At 73.1% G+C, this 26,951-nt stretch carries 27 protein-coding genes and 1 tRNA gene; 14 read left to right on the top strand and 14 right to left on the bottom strand.

The genetic code is table 11. The features are described 5' to 3' along the window. Positions 1-60: 60 nt before the first annotated feature. Complete coding sequence (locus LBW97_RS07555) at positions 61-696, bottom strand: helix-turn-helix transcriptional regulator (RefSeq protein WP_224498791.1); 636 nt, start codon at positions 694-696, stop codon at positions 61-63. A 323-nt stretch (positions 697-1,019) separates the two neighbouring features. On the opposite strand from LBW97_RS07555, the gene fdhA reads away from it, so the two are divergent. Beyond that, a complete protein-coding gene (gene fdhA / locus LBW97_RS07550) occupies positions 1,020-2,234 on the top strand; it encodes a formaldehyde dehydrogenase, glutathione-independent (RefSeq protein WP_224498790.1) in 1,215 nt (404 codons plus the stop codon). Positions 2,235-2,306: 72 nt separating this feature from the next. Here the strand turns inward: fdhA and LBW97_RS07545 are convergent, their stop codons facing one another. Further along, on the bottom strand, positions 2,307-3,899 hold the full coding sequence (locus tag LBW97_RS07545; RefSeq protein WP_224498789.1) for a phospholipase D-like domain-containing protein: 1,593 nt from the start codon (positions 3,897-3,899) through the stop codon (positions 2,307-2,309). A gap of 75 nt (positions 3,900-3,974) precedes the next feature. On the opposite strand from LBW97_RS07545, the gene LBW97_RS07540 reads away from it, so the two are divergent. The 3 genes from LBW97_RS07540 to LBW97_RS07530 are packed head-to-tail and all read left to right on the top strand — an operon-like array spanning position 3,975 to position 6,711. Further along, positions 3,975-5,240, top strand: coding sequence for an aspartate kinase (locus tag LBW97_RS07540; RefSeq protein ID WP_224498788.1), 1,266 nt, complete (start codon positions 3,975-3,977; stop codon positions 5,238-5,240). After that, positions 5,237-6,268 (top strand): aspartate-semialdehyde dehydrogenase, encoded by a 1,032-nt coding sequence (locus LBW97_RS07535; protein WP_224498787.1) that lies wholly within the window; start codon positions 5,237-5,239, stop codon positions 6,266-6,268. The genes LBW97_RS07540 and LBW97_RS07535 overlap by 4 nt, the downstream gene beginning before the upstream one ends. Further along, the gene (locus LBW97_RS07530; protein ID WP_224498786.1) at positions 6,265-6,711 is read left to right on the top strand and encodes a hypothetical protein; all 447 of its coding nucleotides are present in this window, start codon (positions 6,265-6,267) and stop codon (positions 6,709-6,711) included. Before LBW97_RS07535 ends, LBW97_RS07530 begins: the two co-directional genes overlap by 4 nt. Before the next feature lie 10 nt (positions 6,712-6,721). On the opposite strand, the gene LBW97_RS07525 is transcribed toward LBW97_RS07530, so the two are convergent. Then, a complete protein-coding gene (locus tag LBW97_RS07525; RefSeq protein WP_224498785.1) occupies positions 6,722-8,518 on the bottom strand; it encodes a prolyl oligopeptidase family serine peptidase in 1,797 nt (598 codons plus the stop codon). 178 nt (positions 8,519-8,696) lie between these two features. On the opposite strand from LBW97_RS07525, the gene LBW97_RS07520 reads away from it, so the two are divergent. After that, positions 8,697-9,968 (top strand): MFS transporter, encoded by a 1,272-nt coding sequence (locus tag LBW97_RS07520; RefSeq protein WP_224498784.1) that lies wholly within the window; start codon positions 8,697-8,699, stop codon positions 9,966-9,968. Between the two features lie 42 nt (positions 9,969-10,010). Here the strand turns inward: LBW97_RS07520 and LBW97_RS07515 are convergent, their stop codons facing one another. The 4 genes from LBW97_RS07515 to LBW97_RS07500 form a co-directional block, all read right to left on the bottom strand. Next, positions 10,011-11,120 carry a hemolysin family protein gene (locus LBW97_RS07515; RefSeq protein WP_224498783.1) on the bottom strand — a complete coding sequence of 370 codons (1,110 nt, stop codon included), beginning with the start codon at positions 11,118-11,120 and terminating at the stop codon, positions 10,011-10,013. Continuing rightward, complete coding sequence (locus LBW97_RS07510; RefSeq protein ID WP_224498782.1) at positions 11,117-12,472, bottom strand: hemolysin family protein; 1,356 nt, start codon at positions 12,470-12,472, stop codon at positions 11,117-11,119. The genes LBW97_RS07515 and LBW97_RS07510 overlap by 4 nt, the downstream gene beginning before the upstream one ends. A gap of 91 nt (positions 12,473-12,563) precedes the next feature. Next, positions 12,564-12,637 (bottom strand) — tRNA-Pro (locus LBW97_RS07505). Positions 12,638-12,685: 48 nt separating this feature from the next. Next, on the bottom strand, positions 12,686-13,597 hold the full coding sequence (locus tag LBW97_RS07500) for a metallophosphoesterase (protein ID WP_224498781.1): 912 nt from the start codon (positions 13,595-13,597) through the stop codon (positions 12,686-12,688). A gap of 53 nt (positions 13,598-13,650) precedes the next feature. Between LBW97_RS07500 and LBW97_RS07495 the strand changes: the two genes are divergently transcribed. Further along, positions 13,651-14,103 carry a GatB/YqeY domain-containing protein gene (locus tag LBW97_RS07495; protein ID WP_224498780.1) on the top strand — a complete coding sequence of 151 codons (453 nt, stop codon included), beginning with the start codon at positions 13,651-13,653 and terminating at the stop codon, positions 14,101-14,103. Positions 14,104-14,112: 9 nt separating this feature from the next. Here LBW97_RS07495 and LBW97_RS07490 read toward each other — a convergent pair whose 3' ends face one another. The 3 genes from LBW97_RS07490 to LBW97_RS07480 are packed head-to-tail and all read right to left on the bottom strand — an operon-like array spanning position 14,113 to position 18,660. Further along, complete coding sequence (locus LBW97_RS07490) at positions 14,113-16,443, bottom strand: transglycosylase domain-containing protein (protein WP_224498779.1); 2,331 nt, start codon at positions 16,441-16,443, stop codon at positions 14,113-14,115. 40 nt (positions 16,444-16,483) lie between these two features. Continuing rightward, complete coding sequence (locus LBW97_RS07485) at positions 16,484-17,671, bottom strand: ArsA family ATPase (RefSeq protein ID WP_224498778.1); 1,188 nt, start codon at positions 17,669-17,671, stop codon at positions 16,484-16,486. After that, a complete protein-coding gene (locus tag LBW97_RS07480; RefSeq protein ID WP_224498777.1) occupies positions 17,668-18,660 on the bottom strand; it encodes an ArsA-related P-loop ATPase in 993 nt (330 codons plus the stop codon). Before LBW97_RS07480 ends, LBW97_RS07485 begins: the two co-directional genes overlap by 4 nt. Positions 18,661-18,798: 138 nt before the next feature. Between LBW97_RS07480 and LBW97_RS07475 the strand changes: the two genes are divergently transcribed. Genes LBW97_RS07475 through LBW97_RS07465 form a run of 3 tightly spaced genes read left to right on the top strand, consistent with a single transcriptional unit; the run spans position 18,799 to position 20,254 of the window. Continuing rightward, positions 18,799-18,969: a DUF4177 domain-containing protein gene (locus tag LBW97_RS07475; RefSeq protein WP_224498776.1), complete on the top strand. Its 171-nt coding sequence runs from the start codon at positions 18,799-18,801 to the stop codon at positions 18,967-18,969. Further along, positions 18,966-19,445: a RidA family protein gene (locus LBW97_RS07470; protein WP_224498775.1), complete on the top strand. Its 480-nt coding sequence runs from the start codon at positions 18,966-18,968 to the stop codon at positions 19,443-19,445. Before LBW97_RS07475 ends, LBW97_RS07470 begins: the two co-directional genes overlap by 4 nt. After that, entirely contained in the window at positions 19,442-20,254 is an 813-nt protein-coding gene (locus tag LBW97_RS07465; protein ID WP_224498774.1) for an NUDIX domain-containing protein, read from the top strand. The genes LBW97_RS07470 and LBW97_RS07465 overlap by 4 nt, the downstream gene beginning before the upstream one ends. 209 nt (positions 20,255-20,463) lie before the next feature. Here LBW97_RS07465 and LBW97_RS07460 read toward each other — a convergent pair whose 3' ends face one another. Beyond that, positions 20,464-21,138 carry a Crp/Fnr family transcriptional regulator gene (locus tag LBW97_RS07460; RefSeq protein ID WP_224498773.1) on the bottom strand — a complete coding sequence of 225 codons (675 nt, stop codon included), beginning with the start codon at positions 21,136-21,138 and terminating at the stop codon, positions 20,464-20,466. 180 nt (positions 21,139-21,318) lie between these two features. After that, the gene (locus LBW97_RS07455) at positions 21,319-21,555 is read right to left on the bottom strand and encodes a hypothetical protein (protein ID WP_224498772.1); all 237 of its coding nucleotides are present in this window, start codon (positions 21,553-21,555) and stop codon (positions 21,319-21,321) included. Positions 21,556-21,657: 102 nt separating this feature from the next. On the opposite strand from LBW97_RS07455, the gene nth reads away from it, so the two are divergent. The 5 genes from nth to LBW97_RS07430 are packed head-to-tail and all read left to right on the top strand — an operon-like array spanning position 21,658 to position 25,427. Beyond that, on the top strand, positions 21,658-22,458 hold the full coding sequence (nth, locus tag LBW97_RS07450) for an endonuclease III (RefSeq protein WP_224498771.1): 801 nt from the start codon (positions 21,658-21,660) through the stop codon (positions 22,456-22,458). After that, on the top strand, positions 22,458-23,042 hold the full coding sequence (locus LBW97_RS07445; RefSeq protein WP_224498770.1) for a TlpA disulfide reductase family protein: 585 nt from the start codon (positions 22,458-22,460) through the stop codon (positions 23,040-23,042). The genes nth and LBW97_RS07445 overlap by 1 nt, the downstream gene beginning before the upstream one ends. Continuing rightward, positions 23,039-23,800 carry a CoA pyrophosphatase gene (locus LBW97_RS07440; RefSeq protein WP_224498769.1) on the top strand — a complete coding sequence of 254 codons (762 nt, stop codon included), beginning with the start codon at positions 23,039-23,041 and terminating at the stop codon, positions 23,798-23,800. The genes LBW97_RS07445 and LBW97_RS07440 overlap by 4 nt, the downstream gene beginning before the upstream one ends. Further along, positions 23,797-24,240 (top strand): plastocyanin/azurin family copper-binding protein, encoded by a 444-nt coding sequence (locus LBW97_RS07435; protein ID WP_224498768.1) that lies wholly within the window; start codon positions 23,797-23,799, stop codon positions 24,238-24,240. Before LBW97_RS07440 ends, LBW97_RS07435 begins: the two co-directional genes overlap by 4 nt. Before the next feature lie 5 nt (positions 24,241-24,245). Continuing rightward, complete coding sequence (locus LBW97_RS07430; RefSeq protein ID WP_224498767.1) at positions 24,246-25,427, top strand: MarP family serine protease; 1,182 nt, start codon at positions 24,246-24,248, stop codon at positions 25,425-25,427. Between the two features lie 90 nt (positions 25,428-25,517). Here LBW97_RS07430 and LBW97_RS07425 read toward each other — a convergent pair whose 3' ends face one another. Together LBW97_RS07425 and LBW97_RS07420 are read right to left on the bottom strand one after the other, a co-directional pair. Next, on the bottom strand, positions 25,518-26,444 hold the full coding sequence (locus LBW97_RS07425) for an alpha/beta fold hydrolase (protein ID WP_224498766.1): 927 nt from the start codon (positions 26,442-26,444) through the stop codon (positions 25,518-25,520). A 4-nt stretch (positions 26,445-26,448) separates the two neighbouring features. Continuing rightward, positions 26,449-26,949 (bottom strand): phage holin family protein, encoded by a 501-nt coding sequence (locus tag LBW97_RS07420; protein WP_224498765.1) that lies wholly within the window; start codon positions 26,947-26,949, stop codon positions 26,449-26,451. Between the last annotated feature and the right edge of the window lie 2 nt (positions 26,950-26,951).

Genomic DNA, 26,951 nt, shown 5'->3' with positions numbered 1-26,951 from the left:
GGGCCTCGCCGCGGCGGGTAAGCAGGAGGCTGCCGCGCACGGTCCCAAGGTAGCAGCGGGTCAATCGATGTCGCAGGCGCACGCGCAGTCCTCCGCGTGGACGGGCTTTCCGGACCAGTCGTCGAGCTCGTCGCAGCGCGCCGGGCAGGTGCAGGCGAAGCTCTCGGGGAGATCGCGGAGCTCCCCGGCCAGGAATCGTCGCTCGTGCTCCTCCGCCGCCCGCCTTCGCGCCTCCGCGCGCCGGGCGGCCGCGCGTTCCCAGGGCGCGTCGCCGGGCTGAGCGAGGAGGTGGTCGTCCGGTCGGTCCGCTCGTCGCCGGGCCGGGGCCTCCCACCGTGCCCGGCGGTCGAACGTGTAGCTGGGCTGCGCCCGATCGCGCCGGATGTCCCAGCGCCACCACCGTTCCTCGCTCAGCATCGTGTCCAGGTGTGCGGGGAACCGCCGGCCGCTCCTGTCCCGCACCGCGTCCCGGCTCATGCCCCGGACCTCCTGGCCCGACTCGTCGAGCAGGGCGAGGCGCAACCCGGCGAGCGCGGCCGCCCGGACCAGGAGGCCGACGTCCAGTCCTCCGTGCCCGCACTCGATGCGGCCGATGGCCGACTTCGATGCGCCGATCCGCTCGGCGAGCTCGCGCTGGGACAGGTCGGCGGTGCGGCGGATCCGGCGGAGCGCGGCCGACGGGTCGAATACGGACACCGGATCAGCATCGTTGCCGGCAGTCCGAGCCGGTCAGGCGTACATGCATCTGTGGACAGTCAGTCTCTGCCCCGCTCGGCGGGGCAGAGAGCGAGCGTGTGGAAGTCCTTGTGATGCGAGGCCCTGTTGCGCCGTGGATGGCGCAGGACGAGTGTGTGACGTGCGACACAGTTGCGCTCCGGCGCCTGGTCGCCGGTCCGGTGCGCCAGCGCCGGGGTCCGTCCGCGAAGGCGCCGCGGGAGGGGGGTGGGCAGCCCACCGCACCGACCGGTGCGGTCCACCGCCGCGGGGCGGACCCGGATCCAGGCGCAGGAGGAGCAGACATGGCAGGCAACAGGGGAGTGGCCTACATCGGCCCCGGCAAGGTCGAGGTCCAGGAGATCCCGTACCCGAAGCTGGAGCTGCAGGACGGCCCGGGCGTGAACCCGGCGAACGTCGGCCGCAAGACCGAGCACGGCGTCATCCTCAAGGTCGTCACCAGCAACATCTGCGGCAGCGACCAGCACATGGTCCGCGGCCGGACGACGGCGCCGGAGAACCTCGTCCTCGGGCACGAGATCACCGGCGAGGTCATCGAGGTCGGCCGCGACGTGGAGTTCATCCAGGTCGGCGACGTCTGCTCGGTGCCGTTCAACATCGCCTGCGGCCGGTGCCGCAACTGCAAGGAGGGCAAGACCGGGATCTGCCTGAACGTGAACCCGGCCCGGCCGGGGGCTGCCTACGGCTACGTGGACATGGGCGGCTGGGTCGGCGGCCAGGCGGACTACGTGATGGTCCCGTACGCGGACTGGAACCTGCTGAAGTTCCCCGACCGCGACCAGGCCATGGCCAAGATCCGCGACCTGACGATGCTCTCCGACATCTTCCCCACCGGGTACCACGGCTGCGTCACCGCCGGCGTGAAGCCCGGGTCCACCGTCTACATCGCCGGTGCGGGGCCGGTGGGGATCGCCGCCGCGGTGGGCGCCCAGCTGCTCGGCGCCGCCGTCGTCATCGTCGCGGACCTGGTGGAGTCCCGGCTGGCGCAGGCGCGCAGCTTCGGCTGCGAGACCGTGGACATCTCGAAGGGCGACCCCAAGGACCAGATCGAGCAGATCCTGGGCGTCCCCGAGGTGGACTGCGCGGTCGACGCCGTCGGCTTCGAGGCCCGCGGGCACGGCGAGGGCTCGGCGAAGGAGGCCCCGGCGACGGTGCTGAACTCGCTGATGGAGGTCACCGCTGCCGGCGGCGCGGTGGGGATCCCGGGGCTCTACGTCACCGGCGACCCCGGGGGCATCGACGAGGCGGCCAAGGTCGGCGCCCTGTCGCTGAGCCTGGGCACCGGCTGGGCCAAGTCGCTGTCGTTCACCACCGGCCAGTGCCCGGTGATGCGCTACAACCGCCAGCTGATGATGGCGATCCTGCACGACAAGGTGCAGCTCGCGAAGGCCGTCAACGCGACGGTGATCCCGCTGGACCAGGCGCCGCAGGGCTATGCGGACTTCGACAGCGGCGCCGCGAAGAAGTACGTGCTCGACCCGCACGGCATGGTCGCCTGAGCGGTGGTCGCCTGAGCGGTGGTCGGCTGAGCGCGCCGGGGCGGCGGCGGTGGTCCGCCGCCGCCCTGGGCCTCAGAAGGTCTTCTTCAGCCGCATCCGCAGCGGTCGGCCGTCGGGGTCGTCCAGCAGTCGGTAGACCGGTGTGGCCCACAGGCGGGTGAACCAGGGCAGCTTCTCCGCATGGTGCCGGCGCACCCGGCCCGGCGGGCGGGGTCCCTGCCGGCCGCCGTCGTGCCAGGCGTCGAGGGCGTCGGCGCGGGCGTTCAGGACGTCGATGAACCGCGCCGGGTCCAGGGCCAGCTCGTCCTCGCTCCCCTCGGGATCCAGGTCGAGGTGCTCGCGGGCCAGCGCCAGCCGCAGGTCCCGGGCGAAGGTGCGGGCGCCGTCCCCGGTGCCGGCCGGGTCGCGGGGCTCCCGCGGATCCCGGGTCGTGTCGAGGACGGTGCTGGAGAGCTCGCTGTCGTGGGTCCACGAGCGCCGGTTGAAGTTGTCGCTGCCCACGCTGGCCCAGGTGTCGTCGACGACGCAGACCTTCGCGTGCACGTAGACCGGCGTTCCCGCGTGGTTCTCCACGTCGAAGACGTGCACCCGCCCCTCGCCGGCCTTCTGGCACATCTCGATCGCCTGCCAGCGGCCCACGTACTGCGGGCGCTCGGCGAACGCGCCGTCCTGGTCCGGCACCCGCGGCACGATGACGACCAGGTGCAGGTCGGGGTTGCCGGCGAGCGCGTCGGCGAACAGCCGGGCGACCTCGCCGGACCACATGTACTGGTCCTCCAGGTAGATCAGCCGGCGGGCCCGCTTGATCGCCTTCGTGTAGCCGCGGGCCACCGACCGTTCGCCCTGCGGTGCGAAGTCGTACGGCGGCCGGATCGCCGGGTAGGTCCGCAGGTTCTGGACCGCGTGCGGCCCGCACTCCGGCGGCGGCGGGAGCTGCGGCGGCAGCGGGTCGGCCGACAGGCGCGCGTGGTTGAGCTTGTCGTGGATCCAGGCGAGCGGGTGGTCCTCGTCGGGGCTGTTCGGGTCGTCCCAGCGCTCACGGAAGATCGTGTCGAGCACGTGCACCGCCGGGCCGCGGAGCTGCAGCTGGACGTCGTGCCAGGGCGGGGTGTCCCCGTAGGCGGCGGCCATCGGCAGGGCCTGGGGGTCGCCGCGGTGCTCGGCGTCGTCGCGCCGGGAGTGGCAGAGGTCGATGCCGCCGACGAACGCGACGTCCTTCGACGGGTCCTCGTCGTGCCGCAGGATGACCATCTTCTGGTGGTGGCTGCCCATGCGGCGGATGCGCTGGTCCAGGATCACCTCGCCGCCGCCGTGCTCGATGGCCTTGTCGAGGGCGCGGTTGGACTCCTTGTTCATCTGCAGCGCCTGCATGTGCGAGCGCCAGACGAGCCCGCGCACGCAGACGCCCTTCTTCACCGCCTCGGTGAACAGCTCGGCCACCGTCGGCCCGCCGTCGAGCAGCAGTTCGTCGGCGTCGCCGCGCCAGTCGGTGAAGAACAGCTGGTCCCCGGCGTCCAGCGAGCGGACCTCCTCGACCAGCCGGGCGAAGTACGTGGCCCCGTGCAGCAGCGGCTCGGCGAGGTTGCCGGCGGTCCACCCCGGGATCGCCGTGGCGGCGTTTCCGCGCTCCTCCGCGCTGAGCAGCCACTCCTCGGGTGAGTCCATCTGGTGATCTCATCCTGCGGGAACCCGCGGACGCAACCGCCGGTCATCGCGGAGACGTCGGTAGCCTTCTGTCCCGTGGCCCTCGTCGTCCAGAAGTACGGCGGCTCCTCCGTCGCCTCGCCCACGCACATGAAGCGCGTCGCGGAGCGGATCGTCGCTGCGAAGAAGAACGGCGACGACGTCGTCGTCGTCGTCTCCGCCATGGGCGACACCACCGACGAGCTGCTCGACCAGGCCAGCCAGATCACCGACGAACCGCCCGGTCGCGAGCTCGACATGCTGCTCACCGCCGGCGAGCGGATCTCGATGGCGCTGCTGGCCATCGCGATCTCCACGCACGGCTACGAGGCGCGGTCGTTCACCGGCTCGCAGGCCGGCGTCATCACCACCGGCAGCCACGGCAAGGCCCGGATCATCGACGTCACGCCCGGCCGGCTGCGGTCCGCGCTCGACGAGGGGTCGATCGTCATCGTCGCCGGCTTCCAGGGCGTCAGCCAGGACACCAAGGACATCACCACGCTCGGGCGCGGCGGCTCCGACACCACCGCCGTCGCCGTCGCGGCGGCGCTGCGGGCCGACGTCTGCGAGATCTACACCGACGTGGACGGCGTCTTCACCGCCGACCCGCGCATCGTCCCGAACGCCAAGCGGCTCGACACCGTCACCTACGAGGAGATGCTCGAGCTCGCCGCGTCCGGCGCCAAGGTGCTCATGCTCCGCTGCGTCGAGTACGCCCGCCGCTACGGCATCCCCGTGCACGTCCGCAGCTCCTACTCACAGCTCCCCGGCACGATCGTGGCCGGCTCGATGGAGGACCTCCCGGTGGAACAGGCGATCATCACGGGCGTCGCGCACGACCGCTCCGAAGGCAAGATCACCGTCTACGGGGTGCCGGACCGGCCGGGCGAGGCCGCCCAGCTCTTCCGCGTGCTCGCCGACGCCGAGGTCAACATCGACATGATCGTGCAGAACGTGTCGGCCGGGGCCAGCAAGCTCGCCGACATCTCCTTCACGCTGCCCAAGAGCGACGGCCCCGCCGCGCTGGCCGCGCTGGAGAAGGTGAAGAACACCGTCGGCTACACCGATGTGCAGTTCGACCAGCACATCGGCAAGGTCTCGCTGGTCGGTGCGGGCATGCGCTCGCACCCCGGCGTCTCCGCCAAGTTCTTCGGCGCGCTCGCCGACGCGGGCGTGAACCTCGAGCTGATCAGCACCTCGGAGATCCGCATCTCCGTGGTCTGCCGCGACACCGACGTCGACATCGCCGTCCGCGCGGTGCACGACGCCTTCGACCTCGGCTCCGACGTCGAGGCCGTCGTCTACGGAGGAACCGGACGATGAGCATGCGACCGCTGAACGTCGGCATCGTCGGCGCGACCGGCCAGGTCGGCGCCGCGATGCGCTCGATCCTCGCCGAGCGCGACCTCCCGATCGCCTCGATCCGGTTCTTCGCCTCCGCCCGCTCCGCCGGCACCACCCTGCCGTGGGGCGACGGCGAGATCACCGTCGAGGACGCCGCCACCGCCGACCCCACCGGGCTCGACGTCGCGCTGTTCTCCGCCGGCGCCACCACGTCGAAGGCGCAGGCCCCGCGGTTCGCCGCCGCAGGCGTCACCGTGATCGACAACAGCTCCGCGTTCCGCCGCGACCCGGAGATCCCGCTGGTCTGCAGCGAGGTCAACCCCGGCGACATCGCGAAGGCGCAGGGGCGAATCATCGCCAACCCGAACTGCACCACGATGGCCGCGATGCCGGTGCTCAAGCCGCTGCACGACGAGGCCGGGCTGGTCCGCATCATTGCCAGCACCTACCAGGCGGTCTCGGGTTCGGGGATCGCCGGCGTGCAGGAGCTGCACGGCCAGGCGAAGGCCGTCGTCGACAAGGCCGACGAGCTCGCCTACGACGGCTCCGCGGTGCAGTTCCCCGCGCCGGTGAAGTACGTGGCGCCGATCGCGTTCAACGTGCTGCCGATGGCCGGCTCCGTCGTCGACGACGGCTCGTTCGAGACCGACGAGGAGCAGAAGCTCCGCAACGAGAGCCGCAAGATCCTCGGCATCCCTGACCTCCGCGTCTCGGGCACCTGCGTGCGGGTGCCGGTCTTCACGGGGCACTCGCTGTCGCTGAACGTCGAGTTCGACCGGCCGATCTCCGTCGAGCGCGCCACCGAGCTGCTCTCGTCGGCGCCCGGCGTCCAGCTGGTCGACGTCCCGACCCCGCTCCAGGCGGCGGGCAACGACCCGAGCTACGTCGGCCGGATCCGCCAGGACGGCGAGAACGGCCTCGTGCTGTTCATCAGCAACGACAACCTGCGCAAGGGTGCCGCGCTGAACACGGTCCAGATCGCGGAGCTCATCGCCGCCCAGCCATGACGGACGGCGCCGCCGGCCCGGACCTCTACACGCTCCGGGGCTGGGTGGAGCTGGAACTGGCGCTGGAGGCCGGCGTCCGGGTGGACGCCGCCCACGCGGTGCTCAGCGACGCGCTCACGCAGGAGTCCGGCCCGGAGCTCTTCGGCTGGCTGGCCGAGGCGCTGGTCGCAGAAGGTCGCTCACCCGACGACTTCGCCGACCTGCTGGACGACGACGACCTCGCCGAACGGGTGCTCGCCGTGCTGCGGGCACGCCTGGCGGGGGAGGACCCCCACGCGGAGCCGCCGGGCGCCCGGCTCGTGTGGTCGGCCTACTCCCCGGACGATCCGTCGGGCGGGCGCGAGGCGTTCCGGCGTGCGGTCAGGCGGCGGGCGCAGACCGCCCGGCACGCGCTGCTGGCGCCCCGCCGGCCGCACGTGGCCGGCCGGCGGGACGAGCGCTGACCCGCAGTCGCTACGGCTTCACGTGTCGCAGGGCGAAGGCGAGCGCGATCTCGACCTGGCGGATGGTCTCCTCGATGACCAGCGAGCCGTGGCCGGCGTCGAAGCGGTACACCTCGTGCGGCTTCTCCAGCCGCTCGAGCTCGCCGAGGTAGTTGTCGATCTGCCGGATCGGGCAGCGCGGGTCGTTCGCGCCCGCGACGACGAGCACAGGGGCGGCGACGGCGTCCACGTAGGTGAGGGGCGAGGAGCGCACGTACACGTCGCGCACCTCCTCCGGTGAGCCGCCGAACAGCGCGCGGTCGTAGGCGCGCAGGCCCTCCATCTCGTCCTCGTAGGCGGCCAGGTAGTCGGCCACCGGCACCTCGGCGATGCCGGCCGCCCAGCGCTCGGGCTGCGTGCCCAGCCCGAGGAGCGTGAGGAACCCGCCCCACGAGCCTCCGGTCAGGATCACCCGCTGCGGGTCCACGACGCCCTCGGCGACCAGTGAGTCGTAGACCGCGCCGATGTCCTCCAGCTCGGTCAGACCCGGCCGGCCGGTGAGGGCGTCCCGCCAGGTCGAGCCGTAGCCGGTGGAGCCGCGGTAGTTCACGTGCACGACCGCGTAGCCGGCGTCCACGTAGGCGGCCCGGCGGGCGCGGTAGGAGTCGTCGTCGGCCGCCTCGGGGCCGCCGTGCACCAGGAAGGCCGTGGCGTGCGGCCCCTCCCCGGCCGGGCGCACCAGCAGTGCGTGGATGTGCCCGCCCGGGCCGGGCACCCAGCGGTCCTCGACCGGATAGGCCGGCGGCGGCTCCTCGTCGGATGCCGACAGCACGACCGGGCCGTCCGCGCGACGGATGACCGGCGGCAGCTCTGAGTTCGACCAGGCCAGCTCCACGCTGCCGTCCGGGCGCACGCCGGCACCCCGGACGACACCGGGTGGGGTCTCCAGGCGCTCCAGGGCGCCCGTGGCCAGGTCGTAGCGGTACAGCTCGCTCCGGGCGGCGTGGTCGTGCCCGACCAGCAGGGCGGAGCCGTCGGGGTACCAGCCGGCGGTCACGTCGCCCGGCAGGTCGAGGACCACCTCGGTCTCGGTGTCGGCCTCGACGTCCCAGATCAGCAGCTCCTCGCGGCCGCGGCGCTCGTGGCCGACCAGCAGCCGGCGGTCGCCGGGCAGCGGCGCGAACTCGAGGGCGTGCAGGCCCAGTCCCTCGCCGTCCCACTTCTCGGTCACGAGTGAGTCGTCCGCCGTCCGCAGCACCCGCAGCGCGGGGTACCGCGGATCGCCGTTCTCCGAGTGCGAGACGACCAGCAGCTCGTCGTCCCGGGTGAGGGCGTCGACCGAGGCGGGGTCGGCGTGGGTGTAGATCACCCGCGGCGCGCTCCCACGCGGCGCCAGCCAGAGCTCGCTGCCGTCGTCGGTGCTGCGGCCGATCGCCACCAGCGTCCGGCCGATCTCGAGGCCGGCCGGGTAGGCCGGACCCACCTCGGCGACGGCGACGGTGTCCTCGCCGCCGGCGAACGGCTGGTTCATCCAGACGCCGAACTCGTCGCCGTCGGTGTCGGCGAACCACCAGATGGTCTCGCCGTCCGGGCTGAGCGTGCTGATCAGCGTGCCGTTCGGCCGGTCGGTGACCTGCCGGTGCTCGTCGGTCGAGCGGTCCCAGGCGTACTGCTCGACGACGCCGCTGACGTCGGAGCTGTAGAGGTTGCGGTGCGGGGCCTCCTCGGCCCAGTCCGGCAGCGAGACGCGGGGCGCCCGGAACCGGGCCTGCCAGCGGGCGGTGACCTCGGGGGGAAGGGCTGGCACGGTGCTGGGCTCGGCGGTCACCCGTCCATCTTGCCTGCCGGGCGCGCGGCGACCGGATCGACGGCCGAAATCGGTCATCCGTCCGTGGTCACTTGTCGCATGTCCGGCCCTTGACGACGCCAGCTGTGATCCGGACCATACGTACAACGGACTTCTGTCCGCAGACCGGACAGCTTCGCCATCGACGTCAGGAGCGGCCATGTCACTGCCCACCACGAGCGCGCCGGAGCCGGTGAGCACGTCCTCGGAGGCGCGGAAGGGGACCGCCGCCGTCGCCATCGGCTTCGCCGTCCTCTGCCTCTCCTACATGCTCAACGCGATGGACCGGCAGGTCTTCTACCCGCTCCTGCCGCAGATCCGCGAGGAGTACGGGTTCTCCCTCGACCAGTCGGGCCTGCTGGCCACCGGCTTCACGCTCGGCATCGCGCTGACCGGTCTTCCGGCCGGCTACCTGCTCGACCGGCTGTCCCGGAAGATGATCATCGTCGTCAGCGTGGTCGTGTACTCACTGGGCACCCTGGCCATCCCGCTGTCGGCGGGCTTCGGCGACATGGCGGTCTACCGGCTGGTCTCCGGCATGGGCGAGGGCGTGCAGGCCACCGCGATCTACGCGGTCATCGGCGCCTACTTCTTCCACCGCCGGGCGCTCGCGGCCGGCTTCATCGGCGTCGCGTTCGGGCTCGGCGTCTTCCTCGGGCCGATCATCGGGCAGGCGTTCGCCGACTCGGCCGACTCCTGGCGGGCTCCGTTCGTGGTCTTCGGCGTCGCCGGGCTGATCATGGCCGCGGTCCTCGCGTTCACCGTGCCCCGCTGGATGAGCGAGGCCGTGGCGGGGCGCTCCGGGACGGCGGACACCGCGTCCTACGAGCACGTGCCCGCCAGCCCCTGGAACCGCGCCACCCTCGGCATCGGGATCGCCTCCGCCGTCTCCGGACTGGTCTTCTACGGCTTCCTCGGGCTCTACCCGACGTTCCTGCGCGAGGAGCTGGCCTTCGAGCCCGCGCAGGCCGCCCTGGCCGCCTCGCTGGTGGGCTTCGGCGCGATGGTCGCGCTCCCGGTCGGCTACCTGGCCGACCGCTACGACCAGCGGCTGCTGCTGGCCGTGGGCTTCGTCGGCTCGTCGCTCACCGCGCTCGCGGCCTACCGCTTCGCCGACGGCCCGGGCGCGCAGTACGCGCTCGCGTTCCTGATGGGCGCCTTCGCCAGCGGCGTGCTGTTCACCAACTGCACGACGGCGATGCAGCGCGCGGTCCGTCCCGAGCAGGTCGGGCGCGGTGCGGGCCTGTTCATGCTCACCTACTACGTGGCGGCGGCGTTCTCGGGCCTGATCTTCGCCCGCCTGGTCGGCAGCATGGGCTGGGACGGGGCGGGGCTGATCCAGCTGACGCTGCTGCCGATCGTCGGCATCGCGGCACTCGTGCTGGTCGACCCGCGGCGGATGAACGTGCCGCCCAGGATCGCCCGCGTCTGACGGCACCCCACGGCGGTGGCCGGCCCTCCCGGAGGAGGCCGGTCACCGCCCGCCGGCGCCCGCACCCGAGGCGGCGGCGACCTCGGCCGGTGTCCGGTCGTCGCGCCGGTCCACCCGACGGCGTTCGGCAGCGGCGTCCCGGACGTCTCCGATCAGCTGCTCCAGGACGTCCTCGAGCGCCACCACCCCGCGGACCCGGCCGTCGTCCCGCACCAGGCCCAGGTGCGCACCGGCCTTGCGCATCGCGGCCAGCACCTCGGGCAGCGCCTCGCCGGCGCGGAGCTCGACGAAGGGGAGCACGTCGCGGTCGGGGAGGGGGGAGTCGCGGCGCTCGGCCGGCACGTCGAGCACGTCCTTCACGTGCACGAAGCCGACCAGGTCGCCGTCCTCGCCGCGCACCGGGTACCGGCTGAACCCGAACTCGGCCACGGTGGCCTCCAGCTCCCGCGGCGTGATGCTGCGCGGCACGGTCACCAGCTTCTCCAGCGGCAGCAGCACCGAGGAGAGGTCGTTGTCCTCGAAGGACAGCGCGCCGGCCGCCAGCTCGCTCATCTCGCTCCCGAGGATCCCCTCGCGCTGCGACTGGGTGACCATCGAGCGGATCTCGGTCTCGTCGAAGCTCGCCGCGACCTCGTCGGTGGGCTGCACCCCGAACAGCCGCACGAAGCCGTTGGCGATGGTGTTGAAGAACCAGATGAACGGCTTGAGCACCCGCACCATCACCGCCAGCGGCGGCCCCAGCACCAGTGCGGCGCGGTCCGGCCCCGCCAGCGTGATGTTCTTCGGCACCATCTCGCCGATCACCATGTGCAGCACGGTGACCAGCGAGAGCGCGATCGCCAACGAGATCGGGTGCAGCAGCGCGTCCGGCACGCCCGCCGCGTGCAGCGGGACCTCGATCAGGTGGGCCACCGCCGGCTCGCCGACGGCGCCGAGACCGAGCGAGCACAGCGTGATGCCCAGCTGCGCGCCGGCCATCATCTGCGAGACGTTGCGCATGGCGGCCAGCGTCTTGACCGCGCGCGGCGAACCGTCGGCAGCGCGCGCCTCGATCTGCGCGGCGCGGGCGGAGACGAGCGCGAACTCCGCGGCGACGAAGAACGCGTTGCCCAGGAGCAGGGCGACCAGGATCAGCAGGCTCACGACGCTCACGCCGACACCTCCTCGCGGGTAGCAAGGGCGTCGGCGGCGTCGTCGTCGTCGTCCGGCGGGTCGGGCACCCGGCGGGACACGACGCGTGCGACCCGGCGCCCCTCCACGGTCTCGACGGTGAGCTCGACGCCGTCGACGCGGACGACGTCCCCTTCCTCGGGCAGCCGCTGGAGCCGGTCGGTGAGGAAGCCGGCCAGCGTCTCGTAGCGGCCCTCGGGGACGGCGATGCCCGTGCGGTCGTGCACCTCGTCGGGACGCAGCAGCCCGGAGAGGACCCACGTGTCGGCGTCCACCCGGCGCAGCGCGCGCAGCGGCCGGTCGGTCTCGTCGGCGATCTCCCCGACCAGCTCCTCCACGATGTCCTCCAGGGTGACCACGCCGTGCGTGGCGCCCCACTCGTCGACCACGAGGGCCAGCTGGAGGCCCTGGTCCCGCAGCAGGTCCAGCAGCCGCTCCAGCTGCATCGACGAGGGGACGGCGAGCACCGGCACGGCCAGCTCGCCGGCGGTGCGCACGCCCCGCTCGGCCTCCGGGACGGCGACCGCGTGCTTCACGTGCACGATGCCGGTCACCTCGTCGAGGTCCGAGCCGTAGACCGGGAAGCGGGAGTTGCCCGACTCCACAGCGGCGGCGATGACGTCGGCGGCGGTGGCGCTGGCCCGCAGCGTCCACAGCTGCGTGCGCGGCGTCATCACGTCGGTGGCGAACTTCGTGCCGAGCTTCAGCGAGCGCTGGAGCAACCGGGCGGCGATGGGGGAGAGGTCGCCCTCCTCCGCGGAGCGGCGGGCGACGGCGGCGAGCTCGTCGGCGTCGCGGGCGGTGTCCAGCTCCTCCCGCGGCTCGAAGCCCAGCCGCTGCACGATCGCGTTGGCCAGCCGCTGCAGGCTGCCCACCACGGGGCCGGTGACGCGGGTGAAGGCGCGCATCCCCGGCGCGACGAAGCCGGCCACGGCCAGCGGGTTGGCGATGGCCAGGTTCTTGGGCCCCAGCTCGCCGAGCAGCATCTGCAGCGTCGTCGCCAGCGCGATGGCCAGGCCGTAGGAGACGGCGGTGGCCGAGCCGCCGGTCAGCCCGAGGCCTTCCAGCGGGCCGCGCAGCAGCTGGCCGATGGCCGGCTCGGCCAGGTAGCCCACGACCAGGGTGGTGACCGTGATGCCGAACTGCGCGGCGGAGAGCTGGGTCGACAGCGAGCCCAGCGCCCGGACGACGCCCTTCCCGCGCCGGTCACCCGAGGCGGCGGCCTGCTCGGCGCGACCGCGGTCGACGGTGGTGAGCGAGAACTCCGCGGCGACGAAGAACCCGGTGAACGCCGTCAGCAGGACAGCGGCGAGGAGGAGCAGCCATTCGGTCATCGACGGTGCGGGTGCCCGGACCGGGACCGGCCCAACCTGTGAGCCCGGAAACGGCTCAGGGGCCGCCATCTGGCGGCCCCTGAGGAGAGGGTCGGGGTGACAGGATTTGAACCTGCGGCCTCGTCGTCCCGAACGACGCGCGCTACCAAGCTGCGCCACACCCCGAGGTGCCCGACGAGTCTAGCGCTCCGCTCGCCGCTGCCCGGCGGCGGGTCAGGACGGTCGCGGAGTCAGCGTCAGCAGCGTCGCCTCGGGCGGGCAGGCGAACCGCACCGGGGCGTAGGGGCTGGTCCCGAGGCCGGCCGAGATGTGCAGCCAGGTCCCGGCCGGGTGCGCGGGAGTGGGCTCGCTCCAGCGGTGCAGCCAGCGCACCCGGTCGCGGTCGATCCCGCAGTTGGTGACCAGCGCCCCGTAGAACGGGATGCGCAGCTGACCGCCGTGGGTGTGCCCGCACAGCAGCAGGTCGTAGCCGTCGGCGGCGAACCGGTCGAGCACCCGGGGTTCGGGGGAGTGCGCCAGCCCGAGGCGGAGGTCCGCGGTCGGGTCGGCCGGGCCGGCGACGACGTCGTACCGGTCCCGCTTCAGGTGCGAGTCGTCCACGCCGGCGAACACGATCCGCCGTCCGCCGACGGTCAGCTCGCCCGCGGCGTTGGTCAGGTCCAGCCAGCCGCGCGCGGTCATCCCGTCGCGGAGGTCGCGCCAGGGGAGCTCGTCGCCGTGCACCCGCTTGTGCTCGGTGCGGAAGTACTTGAGCGGGTTCTTCGGCCGCGGCGCGTAGTAGTCGTTGCTGGCCAGGACGAAGGCGCCCGGGAAGTCCATCAGCGGGTCCAGGGCGCGCAGCGTGCCGGGGACGGCGTCGAAGCCGGCCAGGTTGTCGCCGCTGTTGATGACCAGATCCGGCTCGAGCTCGGCCAGCCCGGCCACCCACTCCTGCTTGCTCCGCTGCCCCGCGGTCATGTGCAGGTCGGAGATCTGCAGGATCCGCAGGGGCGCCGATCCCGGCGCCAGCACCGGGACGTCGAACCGGCGCAGCGTCCAGCGGGTCCGCTCGTAGAGGCTCGCGTAGGCGGTCACCGCCGCGCCTGAGGCGACGGCGGCGGTGGGGACGGCGGTGTACCAGCGCACGCGGGGAAGCCTACGGGCGCGGGCCGGGACGGACGCATGTCAGGCTGGAGCACGTGTCCGACTTGAAGGTTCAGCTGCGCTCCGACCTGACCACCGCCATGAAGGCCCGTGACGAGCTGCGCACCGCCACGCTGCGCATGGTGCTCGCCGCGGTCAGCGCGGAGGAGGTCTCGGGCAAGGAGGCCCGCGAGCTCAGCGACGACGAGGTGCAGGCGGTGCTCCGCCGCGAGGCCAAGAAGCGCCGGGAGGCCGCCGAGGCGTTCGGCTCGGCTGGCCGGGCCGAGCAGGCCGCCCGCGAGCAGGCGGAGGGCGAGGTCCTCGCGACCTACCTGCCGGCCCAGCTCGAGGACGCCGACCTGGCCGCCATCGTCGCCGACGTCATCACGCGGACCGGGGCGTCCGGCATGAAGGACATGGGCAAGGTCATGGGTGCGGCGAACGGGGCCGTCGCCGGCCGGGCCGAGGGCTCGCGGGTGGCCGCGGAGGTCCGTCGCCAGCTGGGCTGAGCCCGCGGGTCACCCGGTGGGCTGCTCCGGCGGGCCGGGCGGGGGGACGTCCCCGCCGGGGGGCGGGGGCGGCGCGTTCGGGTCGGCCGGCGGCTCGGGGGCGGGAGCCGGGGCCACCTCGGCGCCGTTGCTCACCTGGATGCTGACCGTCGAGCCGGCGCTCGCGCGCGTGCCGGACCGCGGAGACGTGCCGAGCAGCGTGCCCTCGGGCTCGGCGCTGTCGACCTCGCGCACGGAGTGCTCGAACCCGGCCTCCTCGAGGGCGGTCTCGCAGGCCGAGACCGAGGAGCAGCTGGGAACGACCTCGGTGTCGCCCTCGGCGACCTCCTCGTCCTCCGGCGGGAAGGGCACCATCGGCTGGCCGCGGAGGATCGGCTCCATCGCGTCGTTCCAGATGGTCGCGCCCTTGCCGCCGCCGAAGCCGCCGACGCTCCTGCCGGCGGCGGTCTGCCACACGAGGACGCTGGCGCTGTACTGCGGCGTGTAGCCGACGAACGCCACCGAGTTGTTGTCGTTCGTCGTTCCGGTCTTGCCGGCGATCTGGTGGCCCGGGACGTAGGCGCGGGAGCCGGTCTGTCCACGGAACCCGGGCTCGACGTCCTTGCGCAGCATCTGGTTGAGGGTGGTCGCCACGCCGGACGGGATCGCCTCGGGCGTGCAGTTGTCCTCTCGGACGACCGGCTCGCCGTCCCGGGTCAGCGGCTTCCCGTTCCGGTCGAGGATGGCGGTCACGGGGGTGGGGTCGCACTGGGTCCCGCTGGCCGCCAGGGTCGAGTAGGCGCTGGCCAGGTCGAGCGGGCTCACGCCGTCGGTGCCGAAGGTGAACGAGCCCCGGTTCTCCTCGATGATCTGGTCGGCGGGGTACTGGGTGGCCGCGTAGTCGAAGTTCATGCCCATCCGCTCGGCCATCCGAACCGGGCCCTCGACCGATCCGAGCCTGTCCTCCAGCGCCAGGAAGTAGGTGTTGGAGGACATGTAGAGGGCCTTCTCCATGTCCAGCGTGCCGGGGTAGTTGCCCGCGTTCGGGACGCTGTAGGGCTTGTTGCCGTCCTTGTAGATGCGCGAGGTGTAGCGGGGCCCGGTGGTGAGCGTGAAGTACTTGGAGTAGCCCTGCTCCAGCGCGGCGGCAGCGGTGAACACCTTGAACGTCGAACCGGCGCCCTTGGTGGGGACGACGTTGAGGTTCACGGATTCGCAGTCGTCCTCGGTGCAGCCGTACCGCCGGTTGTTCGACATCGCCAGCACCTTGCCGGTGTTCGGCTCCACCGCCGTGTAGGTGCCGATCAGCTGATCGCCCAGGGCCAGGGTGTTCAGCACCGCCTGGTCGCCGGCCGCCTGCATGTCCGGCCGCAGGGTGGTCTGGATGGTGAGGCCACCGCTGTCGATCTCGGAGGCGGTGAGCTTCAGCGTCCCGGTGAGGTAGCTGTACATGTAGTCGCAGAAGAAGGCGCCCAGCGAGGCGTCGATGCACCCGTTGGGCGGCGCCAGGCCGGGCGCGACCTGGACCGGCTGGGCGGAGATGTCGCCCAGTTCCTGCTGGGTGATGTGCTTCAGGTCGAACATCCGCTGCAGGACCTGGTTGCGCCGGATCTGCGCGTTCTCCGGGTTGGTGATCGGGTCGTCGTTGGTCGGGCTCTGCACCAGGCCGGCCAGCATCGCCGCCTGCGGCAGCGTGAGGTCGACGGCGTTGGTGCTGAAGTAGCGCTGGGCCGCGGCCTGGATGCCGTACGCGCCCTGACCGAAGTACACGATGTTCAGGTACCGGGTGAGGATCTCGTCCTTGGAGTAGGTCTCCTCCAGGGCGAGGGCCAGCCGGGCCTCGCGCAGCTTCCGGGAGAGGCCCTCGACGCCGTCCTGCTCGATCGCCGCGTCCCGCTCGGCCTGGGTCGTCGCCGTCTGCAGGAGGGTCTGCTTGACCAGCTGCTGCGTGATCGTGGACCCGCCCTCGCGGACGCTCCCGGCGGCCAGGTTCGTGGCCAGGGCGCGGAACGTGCCCTGCACGTCGAGCCCGTTGTGGTCGTAGAAGCGCGAGTCCTCGATGTCGACCAGCGCCCGCTTCATGATCGGGGCGATCTGGTCCGGAGGCAGCGGGGTGCGGTTGTTCCGGTAGATGTTGGTGATCAGCGAGCCGTCGGCGGCCAGGACGCGGGTGTTGCCGGCCGGGGTCTCGTCCGTCAGCTCCACCGGCAGGGCGTCGAGGAGCGACGCGGAGTTGCGTGCGATGACGCCCGTGCCCCCGACCCAGGGCAGCAGGAGGCCCGCCATGAGCATGCCTGCGACCACGATGGTCGCGGCGAGCTTGGCGAGCAGACGGCTCTTGACGCGCGCGTTCTCCGACATCGCGGCCAGGGTATTACGCGCGCGGCGTTCGCAGCCCCGCTCAGCCGCGGCGCGCGGGAAGGATGCGGGTCCGGGGGGTCCCCGTGGGCGTGTCGGCATCCCGTCCGGTCAGCGCCTCGGCCATCACCCGCAGCCCGTCCAGGTCGTGGACGTCGCCCGCGGCCGCCGGCACCGTGCGCACGGCGACCTCCGGGTGGGCGCTGGTGAAGCGGTCGGCCAGGTGCTGCTCGCGGGCGGCCACCTGCATCCGGCCGGCGTGCACGCGCAGGGCGGCGGCGGCCAGCTCGGCGCCCGCGCCGCCGGACTCGGCCACCTCCTCGGCGGCCCCCTCGGCCCTGGTGGCCGACAGTGCCGTCGTCATCGGCGGGTGGGTGCGGTTGACCACCAGCCCGGCCAGCGGCATGCCCTCGGCGGAGAGCCGGTCGACGAAGTACGAGGCCTCGCGCAGCGCGTCCGGCTCCGGTGCGGCCACCACGACGAACCAGGTCCCCGGGCGTCGCAGCAGCTCGTAGGTGGCGGTCGCCCGTTCGCGGAAGCCGCCGAACATCGTGTCCAGCGCCGCCACGAACGCCGAGATGTCGCGCAGCAGCTGGCCGCCCAGGATCTTGCTGACGATCCGGCTGAACAGCAGGAAACCGGCGCTGGCGAACTTGAAGCCGGCCCGGCTCGGGGCGGTGAGCAGCCGGATCATGGTGCCGTCGAGGAAGCGGCCCATGCGGTTCGGGGCGTCGAGGAAGTCCAGCGCGGACCGCGACGGCGGGGTGTCCACGATGATCAGGTCCCACTGGTCGCTGGCGCGCAGCTGGCCGAGCTTCTCCATCGCCATGTACTCCTGCGTCCCGGAGAAGGACGACGAGAGTGCCTGGTAGAAGGGGTTGTCCAGGATCTGCTGGGCCCGCTCCGGCGTGGAGTGCGCGGACACGACGTCGTCGAACGTCCGCTTCATGTCCAGCATCATCGCGTGCAGTTCGCCCGGTGCCCCGGGGACGTCCACCCGCCGCGGCTCGTTGTCCAGCTCCACCAGGCCGAGCGACTGGGCCAGCCGCCGGGCCGGGTCGATGGTGAGGACGACGACGGTGCGCCCCGCCTCCGCCGCGGCGAGCGCGAGCGCCGCCGAGCTGGTCGTCTTGCCCACCCCACCGGCGCCGCAGCAGACGACGATGCGGGTCTCCGGGTCGCGGATCAGCTGGTCGAGGTCCATCGCCGGCGCCTGTCGCGGAGCGGTCACGCCGGGACCCCCGCGCCCAGGTGGTCCTCGAGCCGGCCGGCCAGCTCGAACAGGCAGCCGACGTCCATGGGGCCGGGCAGCAGCGGCAGCTCGACGGTCGGACGGCCGAGCGCCTCGACCTCCGCGCGGAGCGCGTCCTGGGACGCCCAGCGGCGAGCGTGCTCGATCACCTCGGCGGCCAGCGCGCCGGCGATCTCCTCGGCGCCCGGCAGGTGCGCGGCGGTCAGCGCCGGCGTCAGGTCGGCGCCGGTCAGCTCCCCGGCAGCCGCCCGGGACAGCGCGTCGGCCGGCAGCACCGGGTCGGCCGCCAGGTTGACGAACACCGAGCCGATGGGCAGGCCGGCAGCGGTGAGCTCTGCGATCGCGTCGGCGGTCTCCTGCACCGGCATGTCCTCGAGGATGGTCACGAGGTGCACCGCCGTCTGCGGGGAGCGGAGCACGGCCATCACGCCGTCGCTCTGCGTCTTGATGGGGCCCGAGCGGGCCAGCTGCGCCATCTCGCCGGTGACGCCGAGGAAGCGGGTGATGCGGCCGGTCGGCGGGGCGTCGACGACGACGGCGTCGTAGACCTGGCGGCCGTCGTGGCGGCGGGTGACCGCCTCCTTGATCTTCCCGGTGATCAGCACGTCGCGGAGGCCCGGCGCGATGGCGGTGGCGAAGTCGATCGCGCCCATCTTGCGCAGCGCCCGGCCGGCCCGCCGCAGGTTGTAGAACATGTCGAGGTAGTCCAGGAGCGCCTCCTCGACGTCGATCGCGAGCGCCTTGACCTCGCCGCCACCGCGGGCGACGGCCACGCGGCGCTCCTCGTAGGGGAGCGGCGGGGTGTCGAACAGCTGCGCGATGCCCTGCCGGCCCTCGGTCTCCACCAGGAGCACCGAGCGGCCGTCGGCCGCCAGCGCCAGGGCGAGCGCGGCCGCGACGGTCGTCTTGCCCGTCCCGCCCTTGCCGGTGACCACGTGCAGACGCGGGGAGGACGGATCTGGGCTCACCACGCCAGCGTAGAAGTCGAAGGACCCTCCTGCCCCCCAGCGTTCGCAAGCTCACGCCGGGGCCCTGCAGGAGGGCCGTTCCAGCACCTCACCAGCGGGCCGCCCGGTCAGGTCACCTGCTGCAGTAGCGTCGCGCCCATGAGCGACACCGCACGCCAGAAGTGGGAGTACGCGACCATCCCGCTGCTCGTCCACAACACCAAGGCCATCCTCGATTCCTGGGGTGTCGACGGGTGGGAGCTGGTGACAGTTCTCCCTGGCCCGTCCGGCGCCGATCAGCTGGTGGCGTACCTCAAGCGCCCGGCATGACGACCCCCGCGGCTGCGGCCCCGAGCTGGCACGCCCGGCTGGTCGAGCTGGGCATCCGGCTCCCCGCCGTCGCCGCGCCGGTCGCCGCCTACGTGCCCGCGGTCCGCACCGGCTCGCTGGTCTTCACCTCCGGGCAGCTGCCCTTCGTCGACGGCGGCCTGCGCCGCACCGGCAAGGTCGGCGGCTCGGTCGACGTCGAGGCCGCTGCTGCGGACGCCAAGCTGTGCGCCCTCAACGCGCTGGCCGCGATCGACGAGCTCGTCGGGCTCGACTCGGTCGCCCGGGTCGTCCGCGTGGTCGGCTACGTGGCCAGCGCCGAGGGCTTCACCGGCCAGCCGCGGGTGGTCAACGGCGCCAGCGAGCTGCTCGGCCGGATCTTCGGCGAGGCGGGCCAGCACGCCCGCAGCGCCGTCGGCGTTGCGGAGCTGCCGCTCGGTGCCCCGGTCGAGGTCGAGCTCACCGTCGAACTCCGGTGACCGACCCCGCGGGCGGCGCGCCGGCCGAGGCGAAGCAGGCGGCCACCGTGCTGCTGCTGCGCGACGGCGAGCCCGGGCTCGAGGTCTACCTGCTGCGCCGCACCAAGGGCATGCCCTTCGCCGGCGGGATGACCGCGTACCCGGGCGGCGGCGTCGATCCGCGGGACGGTGACACCGAGATCGGCTGGGCCGGGCCCTCGCCCGCGGACTGGGCGAGCGCCTTCGGGTGCGACGAGCGCACCGCCCGGGAACTGGTCTGCGCCGCGGTCCGGGAGACCTTCGAGGAGGCCGGCGTCCTGCTGGCCGGGCTGCCCGACGGCTCGGTCGTGCCGGACGTCTCGGGGAACGACTGGGAGGCGCAGCGGCAGGCACTGCTCTCCCGCGAGCTGTCGCTGGCCGAGCTGCTGGCCGGTCGCGGCCTGGTGCTGCGGTCGGATCTGCTCCGGCCGTTCGCGCACTGGATCACCCCGCCGGTCGAGCCCCGCCGCTACGACACCAAGTTCTTCGCCGCGGCGCTGCCGGTCGGCCAGGAGGCGCGCGACGTCTCCGGCGAGGCGGACGAGGCGGACTGGCTGACGCCGTCCACCGCGCTCGCCGAGATGACGGCGGGCACCCGGCCGATGCTGCCGCCGACCTCGCACACGCTGAGCCAGCTGCAGCCGTTCGGGACCGTGGGGGAGGCGCTGGCCGGATCGCCGCCGGAGCCGCTGGAGCCGATCAGCCCGCGCTTCGAGGAGAACGCCGACGGCCGGTGGGCGGTGCTGCCCGACGGCACCCGCATCCGCCTGGTGATGCCGCTTCCTTCGTGATCCTCCGGATCACACCGCGGCCGAGTGCCGTTCCCGGCCGCCGCTGAGCCGTTGCCGTCGGCCGGGGCCGCGGCCGCGGTATGGGCTTCGGTGCCGCGCTGCGGGGCGGCAGTCAGCACCACAAGGCGGCCGCGAGGGCTAGACGTCGACCCCCTGACGCGCGAGAGGCCCCGCACCAACCGGTGCGGGGCCTCTCGTCGTTCGTCAGGTCAGCGTGCGCGGCGGCGCAGGCGCTCCTCGTCGAGGACGACGACGGACTTGCCCTGCAGCTGGATCCAGCCGCGGTGCACGAAGTCGGCGAGCGCCTTGTTCACCGTCTCGCGGGAGGCGCCGACCAGCTGGGCGAGCTCCTCCTGCGTGAGGTCGTGCTTCACGCGCAGGCCGTCGTTGTCGCGGCTGCCGAAGCGGTCGGCCATCTGCAGCAGCGCCTTGGCCACGCGGCCCGGCACGTCGGTGAAGATGAGGTCGGCGACCGAGTCGTTGGTGCGACGCAGGCGGCGGGCCAGCACGCGGAGCAGCTGCTCGCCGATCTCCGGGTGCGCCTCGATCCACGGGAGCAGCACGCTCTGCGGCATCCGGGCCAGCTTCACGTCGGTGACGGCGGTCGCCGTCGCCGTGCGCGGGCCGGGGTCGAAGACCGAGAGCTCGCCGAACTGGTCCGACGGACCCATGACCGCGAGCACGTTCTCCCGGCCGTCAGGGGACCGGCGGGAAAGCTTGATCTTCCCGGTCATGACGATGTAGAGGCTGTCGCCGGGCTCGCCCTCGTTGAAGACGACCCGTCCGCGGGGGAGGGTCTGCGTCTCGAGACGGCTGATGACGGGGTCCACCGCGTCCTCGGAGAGCCCCTGGAAGAGCCCCGACTGAGCCAGCACCTCGTCCACTGCACGTCCTCTCACACACTGTCTGCGGCCACGGGGATGCCCATGTCCGCAAGCGAGTCTAGGCGGCTGTGCACTCGGTCACCCGTTAGGTGCCTTCGCACATACCCCGATGGGGCGAGAGCGGCCTTCCCGCAGGGGCCCTCGTGAGCGTGCGAGCGGTGGGGGCAGGGAGGTCCTTCGTCAGACCAGCGGCGGATTGTCGCTGCCGCGGTTGCGCCGACGGCGGCGCCAGCGGAACAGCGCCCGCCGGATTCCCGACTGGGCGAGCGTGTCGACCTCGCCGGGGGTCGCGGTGCTGAGGAACTCGTTGACCTCGCGCGGGCCGGCCGGGCGGCGGAGGGGCTCCTCGACGCGCTCCATCACCAGCAGGAAGGCGATCAGCAGCGGCGGGAAGAGGATGACGCTGAGGGCGACCATCGAAGTCCTCCTACTGCGGCGGCGTCGGTCCGGGGGGAAGCGGTCCGCCGTCGATCATGGCACGGCAGGAGACCGTCGGCAGGGCCGCCTACGCTCGACCGCGTGTCAGCACCCGCGTCCTCCCCGGCCTACGCGCGCCCGGCCAAGGCCCGTCGTCCGACCCGCGCCGCCCTGACCGGGGCCTCGCCGTTCGACCCGGAGGAGACGGCGCTGTCCCGGACGCGGCGCGCACGACGGATGGCCCGCGAGCTCGCCGTCATCCATCCCGACGCGCACTGCGAGCTCGACTTCACCACCGCCTTCGAGCTGCTCGTCGCCACCATGCTGTCGGCGCAGACGACGGACAAGACGGTCAACAAGGTGACGCCGGTCCTCTTCGCGCGCTATCCCGACGCGGTCGCGCTGGCCGCCGCCGACCGGGCGGAGCTGGAGGAGATCCTCAAGCCGACCGGGTTCTTCCGGGCCAAGGCGAACTCCGCCCTCGGTCTCGCCCAGGCGCTGGTGGAGCGCTTCGACGGCGAGGTGCCCGCCCGCATGAAGGACCTCGTGACGCTGCCCGGCGTGGGGCGCAAGACCGCCAACGTCGTCCTGGGCAATGCCTTCGGCGTTCCCGGCCTGACCGTCGACACGCACTTCGGGCGGCTGGTCCGCCGGTTCGGCTGGACCGCGGAGGAGGACCCGGTCAAGGTCGAGGCGGAGATCGCGGAGCTGCTCCCGAAGAAGGAGTGGACCGAGTTCAGCCACCGGGTGATCTTCCACGGGCGGCGGGTCTGCCACGCCAAGCGCGCGGCCTGCGGCGCCTGCGGCCTGGCGCAGTGGTGCCCGTCGTTCGGCATCGGCCCGGTCGACCCGGAGATCGCGGGAAAGCTCGTGAAGACCCCGGCCGCCTCGGACACCGAGTGATGCGCGGTGTGATGCGCGGTGCCCTGCCCGGCCTGATCGCGGTCGCCCTGCTGTCGGCCGGCTGCACCGCCGAGGCCGACGGACCCGACGACGGCGCACCGCCGGAGTCCCAGGCGTCCAGCCTCACCGCCTGTCCGGAGCAGGCCGGGGTCGAGGCGAGCGGCGCCGAGCGGCTGCCGGCGTTGTCCCTGGACTGCCCCGGTGGCGGGTCCCTGGACCTCGCTCAGGCCCCGGGTGTGCCCATGGTGGTCAACCTGTGGGGGAGCTGGTGCCCCCCGTGCCGGGAGGAGATGCCGATCCTCCAGGAGTTCTCGGAGGTCGCCGGGAACCAGGTGCGTCTCGTGGGCGTGATCAGCAAGGACGGGCTGCCGCAGGGCGAATCCTTCGCGCAGGACGCCGGCGTCACCTTTCCGAGCGCGTTCGACGGAAAGGGGAGGCTGATGGCCGAACTGGGCGTGAACGTCCTCCCGTACACCTATTTCGTCGACGCCGACGGGGCGCTGGTGCACACCGAGGCGGGGCCGGTGGAGTCCGTGGACGAGCTCCGCGGACTGGTGGCCGAGCACCTGGGAGTGCAGCTGTGAGCGCCGAGGTCGCCGAGCAGGACCTCCCCGACTACCTGCGACGGCTCGTCGACGCCGCCGCGGACCTCCCGCTGCGGCACCGGATGCCGCAGGCAACCGCCACCGCGCGTCGCTCGGCCGTCCTGATCCTGTTCGGCGAGGGGCCGGCGGGTCCCGACCTCCTGCTGATCGAGAAGTCCGCGCACCTGCGCAGTCACGCCGGCCAGCCGGCGTTCCCCGGCGGCGGCGTGGATCCCGACGACGACTTCCCGGTGGGGACCGCGCTGCGCGAGGCCCACGAGGAGGCCGGTATCGACCCGGCCGACGTGCGGGTGCTGACCACCCTGCAGGAGCTCTTCCTCCCGCCGTCGAACCGCCTCGTCGTGCCGGTGGTCGGCTGGTGGGACGACCCGCGCGAGGTCGGCGTCGGTGACCCCACGGAGGTCGCGCGCGTCGCCCGCGTGCCGCTCGCCGACCTGGTGGACCCCGCGAACCGGTACCGGCTTCGCCACTCCGTGGGCTACATAGGACCGGCGTTCTGCGTGGCCGGCATGGAGGTCTGGGGCTTCACCGCCGGGCTGCTCGACGCGATCCTCGAGGCGGCCGGCCTGGCCCTGCCCTGGAACCACGACGACGTGCGTCCGCTGCCGGACTCGGCGCTCCGGCCCGCCACCCTGCCGGGCTCCGGCGACGACGACCCGGCTGACGACGCCGCCGCGCCGACGGTCGCCGATCCCGCGCCGGACGGGGCGCCGGCGCGTACGGTTCAGCCCCGATGATGCGGCGGATCGGAAGCAGGGCGGCCGCCCTCGGCATCGGCGCGGCGCTGGCCGCAGGCGTGCTGACCGGGTGCGGGAGCGACGAGCCGGAGCAGGCGCCGGTCCCCGAGGGGCTGGGCGAGGTGACCGTGGGTGCCGACGGCGTCCAGGAGGTCACTCTCCAGACCCAGGACGACTACGTCTTCACCCCGGACACCTTCACCGTCGCCCCCGGCACGGTCCGGCTCACCCTGGTCAACGTCGCCGAGCAGATGACGCACAACCTGGAGTTCACCGACGACGAGCTGCCGGCGCCCATCGACGCCGGGATCGACGTCCTCGGCCCCCGGAACCAGGAGGTCACCATCGAGTTCGAGGTGACGACGCCGGGCGACTATCCGTTCAGCTGCACGTTCCACACCCAGCTGGGCCAGGTGGGCACGATGACGGTCAGCGAGTAGCCGGCGTGTCCCTCGTCGACCTCATCCTGATCGCCCTCGCGCTGTTGTTCGCGCTCTCCGGCTTCCGCCAGGGCCTGCTCGTCTCGGCGACGTCGATCCTCGGCTTCCTGGGTGGCGCGGTCCTGGGGGCCCAGCTCTCCGGCCCGGTCGCCGACCGGATCGACGGCTCCAGCGTCACGCGCGTGTTCGCCGCGCTGGTGGTGGTCCTCGCCGGTGCGCTGCTCGGCCAGATCCTGGCCGGGGCGGCCGGCCGGGCGCTGCGTTCCCGGGTCACCTGGGAGCCGGCCAAGATGGTCGACTCGGTGGCCGGGGCCGTCGTCTCGTCGGCGTCGGTGCTGCTCGTCGCCTGGATGGTCGCCTCGCCCCTGGCCAGCTCCCCGTTCCCGCAGGTCGCCAGCCAGGTGCGGCAGTCCGCGCTGGTCCAGGCCGTGGACGTCGCCGTGCCCGAGGGGGTGCGCCGGGTCTACCAGAACCTGCGCGAGGCCATCGACCGCCGCGGGCTGCCCGACGTGCTCGACCCGCTCACCCCGACCGAGGCCCGCGAGGTGCCCGCGCCCGACCCGGCGCTGGAGGGCAGCCAGGTCGTGCAGTCGGTCCAGGGCTCGGTGGTGCGGGTCCGCGGCGTCGCGCCCTCCTGCTCGCGGCAGATCGACGGCTCCGGCTTCGTCTACGCCACCGAGCGGGTGATGACCAACGCGCACGTGCTGGCCGGCGTCACCGACCCCGTCGTGGTGGCCGAGGGCGAGGAGTACGACGCGGTCCCGGTCTTCGTCGACGAGGAGGTCGACGTCGCGGTGCTCGCCGTGCCCGGCCTGCCGCAGGTGCCGCTGCAGTTCACGCCGAACGCCGCGGACACCGGCGACGACGCGATCATCATGGGCTACCCGGGTGGTGGCCCCCTCTACGTCGGCTCGGCGCGGGTCCGCGACCGCGGGGAGATCAGCGGTCCGGACTTCCGCAACAGCCAGACGGTGGTGCGTGACGTCTACGCGCTGTTCGGCCAGGTGCGGTCGGGGAACTCCGGCGGTCCGCTGTTCGCCCCCGACGGCAGCGTGCTCGGGGTCGTCTTCGCCTCCGCGATCGACGACCCGCAGACCGGCTACGCGCTCACCGGGCCGCAGGTCACCGAGGCGGCGACCCAGGGCAGCGCCGCGCGCTCCGAGGTCAACACCGGCCCCTGCGAATGAAAGGACCCCGTCCCTCTCAGCACTCGCAAGCTCGTGCCGAGCCTCTGGACGGGGCCGTTCCATCCTGTTGCGCAGGGCCGCTCCGCTTCGCTACGCGCCCCACTCCACGATGGCTCGGGTGACGGTGTCGGGGGCCTCCTCGTGCGGGAAGTGGCCGATGCCGTCGAGCTCGCGGTACTCGTAGGCGCCGGCCACGTACCGGCCGGAGCCGCGCGCGGTGGCGGGCAGCACGCAGGTGTCCAGCGTGCCGTGCAGCTGGAGCGTCGGGGCGGTGATCGGCGCCGCCATGCGCCGGGCGTAGCGCAGCCCGTCGGGTCGGAGCTGCGACCGCCCGGCCCAGCGGTAGTACTCCATCGCGCCGTAGGCGGCCTGCGGGATGCGGGCCGCCGACCGGTAGCGGTCCACCGCCGAAGCGAAGTCCGACGTCCGCGTCCACTCGGGGCCGGCCCAGCGCTGCATCAGGTCGGCGACCGGGTCGTCGTCCAGCCGGGTCAGCCGGCGCTCGGGCAACCGCGGCACCTGGAAGGTCAGGGCGTGCCGGAACGCCCGGCGCTGGGCCCTGTCGGTCATCCCCGCCCGCAGCAGCCGGGGGTGGGCCATCGACAGCACCACCAGCCGGCGGACGGCGCGCGGGTGCAGGGCCGCCATCGTCCAGCCCAGCAGTCCGCCCCAGTCGTGGCCGACCACCACCGCGTCCCGCTCCCCGAGCGCCCGTACGAGCGCGGCGACGTCGGCCGAGAGGGTCGGGAGGTCGTAGCCGCGGGGCGGCTTGTCGCTGGCTCCGTAACCGCGCAGGTCGGGCGCGACGGCCCGGAAGCCGGCGTCGGCCAGCGCGGTCAGCTGCGAGCGCCAGGTCCACCAGAACTGCGGGAACCCGTGCAGCAGCAGCACCAGCGGACCCTCGCCCGCCTCGGCCGCGTGCAGGCGCACGCCGTTGGCCGAGATGTCGCGATGGGTCCACGGCCCCGGGAGCAGGACGCTGGTGGCGTCGGGTCGGCCGTCCGGAGGGACGGTCACGCGGTCAGACCGAGTAGGGCTGCTTGTTGTGCAGCTCGACCTTGCCGCCGCTGACCACCGGGACGTCGCGGTGCCGGGCACCCGGCGCCTCGCGGTGCATCACGTCGGGCAGCTCGCGCAGCGACTCGATGGTCCGCTCCGGCTTCTCGATCTTCTTGATCATCTTCTTGCCGACGAGCGCCGCGATGACGGCCACGACGACGAGGACTGCCCAGACGATCAGGTACGACACCCACCGAGGCAGCCCCAGCGCGGTCAGCGCCTCGGCGATCGCGATGAAGAGGAAGAACGACGAGAAGCCGAGGACGACGGCGGCCGCGCCGAACGCGCCTCCGCCGATGGCGGCCTTCTTGGCCGAGCCGGAGATCTCGGTCTTCGCGAGCTCCACCTCGTTGCGCACCAGCGTCGAGAGGTCGGCCATCGCGCTCTGCACGAGGGTTCCGATGGAGGGCTCGGCGGCTCCGGCGGACCGGTCGTCCCCGCCGGTCGTCACGCTGTGGGCCACGA

Origin of the sequence: Blastococcus sp. LR1, from assembly GCF_020166105.1 — a bacterium.
Classification (GTDB): Bacteria; Actinomycetota; Actinomycetes; order Mycobacteriales; family Geodermatophilaceae; genus Blastococcus.
Note: the sequence above shows the minus strand (reverse complement) of the source record. Positions and strands in the feature narration are given on the sequence as shown.

Coding starts and splice junctions, on each gene's coding strand:
- fdhA (WP_224498790.1), top strand. CDS start 1,020: ATGGCAGGCAACAGGGGAGTGGCCTACATCGGCCCCGGCAAGGTCGAG.
- LBW97_RS07545 (WP_224498789.1), bottom strand. CDS start 3,899: ATGGACTCACCCGAGGAGTGGCTGCTCAGCGCGGAGGAGCGCGGAAAC.
- LBW97_RS07535 (WP_224498787.1), top strand. CDS start 5,237: ATGAGCATGCGACCGCTGAACGTCGGCATCGTCGGCGCGACCGGCCAG.
- LBW97_RS07530 (WP_224498786.1), top strand. CDS start 6,265: ATGACGGACGGCGCCGCCGGCCCGGACCTCTACACGCTCCGGGGCTGG.
- LBW97_RS07520 (WP_224498784.1), top strand. CDS start 8,697: ATGTCACTGCCCACCACGAGCGCGCCGGAGCCGGTGAGCACGTCCTCG.
- LBW97_RS07510 (WP_224498782.1), bottom strand. CDS start 12,472: ATGACCGAATGGCTGCTCCTCCTCGCCGCTGTCCTGCTGACGGCGTTC.
- LBW97_RS07490 (WP_224498779.1), bottom strand. CDS start 16,443: ATGTCGGAGAACGCGCGCGTCAAGAGCCGTCTGCTCGCCAAGCTCGCC.
- LBW97_RS07475 (WP_224498776.1), top strand. CDS start 18,799: ATGAGCGACACCGCACGCCAGAAGTGGGAGTACGCGACCATCCCGCTG.
- LBW97_RS07470 (WP_224498775.1), top strand. CDS start 18,966: ATGACGACCCCCGCGGCTGCGGCCCCGAGCTGGCACGCCCGGCTGGTC.
- LBW97_RS07455 (WP_224498772.1), bottom strand. CDS start 21,555: ATGGTCGCCCTCAGCGTCATCCTCTTCCCGCCGCTGCTGATCGCCTTC.
- LBW97_RS07445 (WP_224498770.1), top strand. CDS start 22,458: ATGCGCGGTGTGATGCGCGGTGCCCTGCCCGGCCTGATCGCGGTCGCC.
- LBW97_RS07435 (WP_224498768.1), top strand. CDS start 23,797: ATGATGCGGCGGATCGGAAGCAGGGCGGCCGCCCTCGGCATCGGCGCG.